The 5,430-nt window shown below is 70.7% G+C and carries 5 protein-coding genes; 2 read left to right on the top strand and 3 right to left on the bottom strand.

Annotation, left to right across the window (positions count from 1 at the left end):
• Positions 1-39 precede the first annotated feature (39 nt).
• Positions 40-795 (top strand): lysophospholipid acyltransferase family protein, encoded by a 756-nt coding sequence (locus VF697_RS08990; RefSeq protein ID WP_331093280.1) that lies wholly within the window; start codon positions 40-42, stop codon positions 793-795.
• On the opposite strand, the gene VF697_RS08985 is transcribed toward VF697_RS08990, so the two are convergent.
• The 3 genes from VF697_RS08985 to VF697_RS08975 form a co-directional block, all read right to left on the bottom strand.
• Positions 792-3,242, bottom strand: coding sequence for a PAS domain S-box protein (locus VF697_RS08985; protein ID WP_331093278.1), 2,451 nt, complete (start codon positions 3,240-3,242; stop codon positions 792-794). The genes VF697_RS08990 and VF697_RS08985 overlap by 4 nt on opposite strands.
• Before the next feature lie 82 nt (positions 3,243-3,324).
• Complete coding sequence (locus tag VF697_RS08980; protein WP_331093277.1) at positions 3,325-3,627, bottom strand: hypothetical protein; 303 nt, start codon at positions 3,625-3,627, stop codon at positions 3,325-3,327.
• A 115-nt stretch (positions 3,628-3,742) separates the two neighbouring features.
• Entirely contained in the window at positions 3,743-4,702 is a 960-nt protein-coding gene (locus tag VF697_RS08975) for an endonuclease/exonuclease/phosphatase family protein (protein ID WP_331093275.1), read from the bottom strand.
• Positions 4,703-4,975: 273 nt separating this feature from the next.
• Here VF697_RS08975 and VF697_RS08970 point away from each other — a divergent pair.
• Positions 4,976-5,430, top strand: a 455-nt coding sequence (locus VF697_RS08970; protein ID WP_331093273.1) for a PQQ-dependent sugar dehydrogenase, incomplete at its 3' end; no start/stop codon positions are given.

Raw genomic sequence — 5,430 nt, 5'->3', positions numbered from 1 at the left:
CCGGGGCGCCCTCGGCTGACTCGCCGGGTACGAGGTGACATGCGCTGGCTCCTCTCGGTGCTCTTCTGGTCCTTCTTCGCGGCGAGCTCCGCCGTGCTCTTCCTCGTCGCGCTCGTCCTCTTCCTCGTCACCTGGCCCTTCGACCGGGATGGCCGGGTGCTGCACCTCTTCTCCTGCGCCTGGGCCCAGCTCTACTTCTGGGTGAGCCCCGGCTGGCACCTGCGCATCGAGGGCCGCGAGCGCCTGCCCTGGCACGGCCCGGCGGTGCTGGTCGCCAACCACCAGTCCCTGGGCGACATCCTCGTGCTCTTCGGCCTCTACCGGCCCTTCAAGTGGGTCTCCAAGGCCAGCAACTTCCGGCTGCCGTTCCTCGGCTGGAACATGTACCTCAACCGCTACGTGAGCCTGGTGCGGGGGGACAAGCACAGCATCGCGAAGATGATGGCCCAGTGCGAGCGCTGGCTGGACCGGGGAGTGCCCGTGCTCCTCTTCCCCGAGGGCACCCGCTCACCGAACAACCAGATGAAGCCCTTCAAGGACGGGGCCTTCCGCCTGGCCCGCTCCAAGGGCTGTCCGCTCATCCCCATCGTGCTCACCGGCACGGGCGACACCCTCCCCAAGCATGGGATGAAGGTGAAGTTCCGGGCGGACTGCAGGGTCCGCGTCCTCGCACCGGTGGACCCCCACGCCTTCTCCGACGTGGACACGCTGCGCGAGTACGTGCGCGACCTGATGATCCGCGAGAAGGACCGCCTCGAGGCCGAGGGTGAGGGGAAGGACTCGCAAGGGCCCTAAGGGGCCGCCTCGGAGCGCGGGGGCACGTGCCGGGGCAGCCGCACGGTGAAGGTGGTGCCCTCCTCCGCGCTGGAGCGCACCGAGACGCTCCCACCGTGGGCCCGGATGATCTGCTCGACGATGAAGAGGCCCAGCCCGAGGCCCGAGGCCGGGTGCGGAGTGCCCTCCGCGCCGCCCCGCCGGAAGGGCTCGAAGATGGCGGCGAGCCGCGCCCGCGGGATGGGGGGGCCCGCGTTGTTCACCTCCAGCACGACGGTGTCTCCCTCGTCGCGCAGGGAGACGCGCACGGGCGTCCCCTCGGGGCTGTAGTCGAGCGCGTTCTTCCCCAGGTTCCCCACCACCTGGGCGAGCCGGTCCGGGTCCCACGCCCCCTGGAGATCCCCCACCGCGTCCAGTCGCAGCTCGCGCCCGGGAAGGCCCGCCTCCAGTTCCTCCAGCACGTGCCGGCAGAGGTGGCGGAGGTTCGTGGGCCGGGGCGAGACGGGGATGCCTCCGCCCAGCCGCCCGCGCGTGAAGTCCAGCAGCTCGCCGATCATCCGCGCCATGCGCTCGGCGCTGGTGACGATGCGGCGCACGGACTTGAGGTGGCGCGCGGGCAGGTCGTCCGAGCACATCAACATGTTGGCCGACAGGAGGATGGCGTTGAGCGGGTTGCGCAGATCGTGCGAGACGATGCCCAGGAAGCGCTCGCGGAACTCCGCCGCCCGGCGCAGCTCCTCCTCGGTGCGCTGGCGCTCGGTGATGTCCACCACCACCGCGCCCACCCAGCGCACCTCGCCCCGCGTGTCCCGCACCGGGTAGATGCTCACCAGGTAGTGGTGGGAGCGTCCCACGTCGGCCCTCGAGGGCAGCGCCACCTCCACGTCCCGGAGGGGCTCGCCCGTCTCGAACACCTGACGCACCAGGGGCTCCAGGTGGTGCGCCTCCTGGGGAATCACCTCGCGCACGGTGCGCCCCAGCGACTGCTCCACCGGCACCCCGTTGAGGTCCGCGAGCATGCGGTTGATGCGCACGTAGCGCAGCTCCCGGTCCACGAAGGACAGGCCAATGGGCGCCGTGGCCAGCAGCGAGTCCAGCAGGGCGAGCGTCTCGGCCTGCTCCGCCTCCCGCCAGAGTCGCTCCGTCTCGTCGCGAGCGGTGAGCACGGCGCCCGCCAGGGTGCCATCCGGACGGCGCACGGGCGAGGCCGTGCCATTGAGGATGCGCACCGAGCCGTCCGGGCGCCGCACCTTCCAGCGTGCGTCGGTGATCGTCTCCCCCTGGAGGGCGCGGTACAGGGGCAGCTCCTCCAGGGACAGCGCTCGCTCCTCCAGGGACATCAGACCGAAGGTGCGGGTCCACTCCTGTGCGGGCACCTCCCCGCGCGAGACGCCGTGCTGTCGCTCGGCCTCGGCGTTGAAGAACCGCAGCACTCCCTGCTCGTCCGCCAGGATGATGGCGTCCGCGCTCTGCTCGAGGACGAGGTTGAACAGCCGGGTGCGCGTCTCCATCTCCTCGCGCGCCGCGCGCTCGCCCAGCCGCAGCCGGGTCTGGACGAAGAGGCCCGTGGCCCGGCTCACCATCGTGCGGAACAACAGCTTGTCCTCGTTGGAGAACTCGAAGGTGGTGCGGCTGCCCATGAGGGCCACGCCGATGAGCTCGTCCTCGGCGATGAGCGGTACGCCATACAGGGCCCGCGTCCCCCGGGCCCGGAGGTTCTCACTCCTCACCCGTGGATCAGACGCCGCGGACCGCAGCTCCAGCGGGCGCCGCTCGGCGGCGATCTTCCCGGAGAAGCCCTCGGCCGCGTCCTCCTCCAACCCCACCGAGGCGCATGCCCGGAGGAAGTCCCCCTCGCGCAGCAACAGCGTGACGGAGTCCACCGACTCGGTGGTCTCCAGCACCACGCGCAACAGCCGCGTGAGGAAGGCGTCCAGGTCCTCCGTGCCGAGCGCCGCCTCGGAGATGCGATCGAGTGCCACCAGGGTCCGCTCGTGCGCCCGCGTGTAGCGCGAGACGGCGACGGAGATGGCCTCGTCGAACGTCTGGTTGAAGCGCTCCACCTCCGCGAGCAGCATCTCCACGTCGTGCCCGTCGCGCCCGGCATGCCGGCCATAGAGCCGCAGGACACAGGTGCGCAGCAGGGCGTACTCGCGCGTCACCTGCTCCAGGTCGAAGCCCACGTCCAGCCGCTGCGTCGCGTGGATCTCCGGCAAGTCCTCCAGCGATGGGGGCTCGCCGTCATGAGCCCCCTCCACCACGCTCGCCACCCGCTCGAGCAGCTCCGGGAGATGATTCAACAGCCCGGCGTGGGACAGGCTCCGGGCACAGGGAATCCGCCGTACCGCCCGCTCCCACTCCTCCAGGATCAGGTCGCGCTGGTCCCGGATGAAGTCGCAGAGGCGGTGGCGTCCTCCCGTCGCGATTGCTGGCTCATGCGAGGCCATGGGCGAAAGATGCGAATGCACGCCCCCGGACGGGGCCACCTCCCGACGGTTCCACCTCGCCCCTCTGGTTGCTCGGCCGCCAGGGAGCCTGACGCCGGGCCGCCTAGGGGTACCACGGCAGGCGCTGCGCCACCTCGAGCAGCACGACCCGCCGACGCTCGTGGTCCACCTCGTAGACCGCGATGGCGTCGTCGACCATGAGGGAGGGCGTGGAGGTGGGATGCGCCGGGGCCTGCTCGGCCCGGGCCTCGTTCCGGCGCCCTTCGCTCGTCAGCGACGCGGCGACGGCATCCAGCTCCTCCCGAATGCGCCGGTAGCTCTCCAGCGACAGGTGGGCGAGCTGATTCCAGGCGGGCGGGCTGATGTCGACGGTGTAAGCGAGTGTGGAGGCTTCGAAACGACGCATTCCTCCCCAAGTTTGAGCAGAAACCGGGCCAGCCAGCACTTCAGTGAAATCCGGCACTTGCACGTCGGGTTCAATGGCGAACGGAAGCACTTACAGTGGGAGCGGAGCAGTTTTTTCAGGGGGTGAGAAAAAAGTCGGCGACCACGGCGGCATGATCCGAGCCCCCCAGCCCGCGCGGCGCATCGCGCACCGCGCGGAAGGAGGCCGACACGTAGCCCCCCCCCTCGTTGCGAGCGAGGAAGAGGTGGTCGATGGCCTGGAGGTCCCCAAAGTACGCATACGTCCAGGAGTCCGCGGCGGACCGGTCGCTGGCGACGCGCAGGAGCGAGCCGTCCTGCTCCAGGGCGTCGAGGGGCGGTGAGCCGGGCACGTCGTTGAGGTCTCCCCCGAGCACCACCAGCGCCCGGGGGCGCTCGGCGGCGACGGCGGTGACGATCGCGTGGGCCGCCTGGGCCTCGGCGAGCCGGCGGCCAGGATCGTCATTCGACTTGGAACGGAAGTGGGCGGCGAAGACCACGACCTCGGCGCCCGCCACGTCCAGGTGGACCTCGAGCAGCTCGCGCGAGAAGGTGGTGGCGGAGCCATCCGGACGCCGCAACACCTGCTCGCGGTGCCCGCGAAAACGGGTGATGGGCCAGGCGGAGAGCACGCCCACGTCCACGGAGGCGGGGGCACCCGTCTCCCCCAGCTCGGCCCAGGGCAGACCCGGCAGCCGGGCCTGGAGCGCCTTCAGCGAGGCCTGGCTCTCGACCTCCTCCACCAACACCACGCCCGCGTTCAGCGACGCGATGGCCGTGGCGAGCTGGTTGGCGCGCGCGGAGAACTCCTGCGGCGACGGCAGCGCCTCGTAGTGGGAGCCCCCGCACGCAGGGGAGTCACAGACGGTGTCGAAGAAGCGGTGGACGTTGAAGGCGGCGATCCGCACGGTGGGCCCGACCGACGCATCCGGCGCCTCCGACACCTCCGTGCCGCCGTCGCTCGGCACGTCCCCCACGAAGTCACGCCCCTGGAAACAGCCCGGGAGCCCGAGAGAGGCCAGGAGCAGCCAAGACAACGGGAGACGAAGAGTGCGCATGTGACGGGATCCGGGGGGGAGACGGGCCCAAGGCAGGCGGCCGGGCTCGCTCCGTAACCTGGAACCTCATGACGCCGCAACGCGCACCTCCCCCGGGGCCGGTGCTCCTGATGGGTGCTGCCCGTTGCTCCGCGCGCACCATCCACCGCCAGACGTCCCCGCCTCTTTCATTTCCGCGAGCTGAAGCGCGGGCCCGAATCACTTGCCACCAGATGGCGCGCCGCCCTCCACCCGGAGTGGAGGGCAATTCCTCTCTACACCGGAGCGTGTGCCATGCGTGTCGAGCCACTACGGTCACTCCTCTGTCTTCTCCTGCTGTGGGGCTGCACGGAGGTGGAGCCCCACGACAACCCGCCCCTTCAACTGGAGGAGGCGGCCACGGTACCCGCCCGCTTCACGGACACGCAGCTCGTCTCGGGCCTCGCCAGTGCCACCGCCATGGCGCTCGCGCCGGATGGGCGCATCTTCGTCTGCGAGCAGGCGGGACGGCTGCGAATCATCGAGGACGGAAAGCTGCTGCCCGAGCCCTTCCTCTCGGTGGCGACGAACACGAGCGGGGAGCGGGGGCTGCTCGGCGCGACGTTCGATCCCGACTTCCCGCGCCAGCCCTACGTCTACGTCTACTACACGGCCACCTCCCCCTTCCCGCACAACCGCGTCAGCCGCTTCACCGCGAGCGGCAACCGGGCCGTGGCCGGCAGCGAGCGCATCCTGCTGGAGCTCGAACG

Source organism: Archangium sp. (assembly GCF_036388035.1).
GTDB lineage: Bacteria > Myxococcota > Myxococcia > Myxococcales > Myxococcaceae > Archangium.
This window is presented reverse-complemented; position numbering and strand designations above follow the sequence as displayed.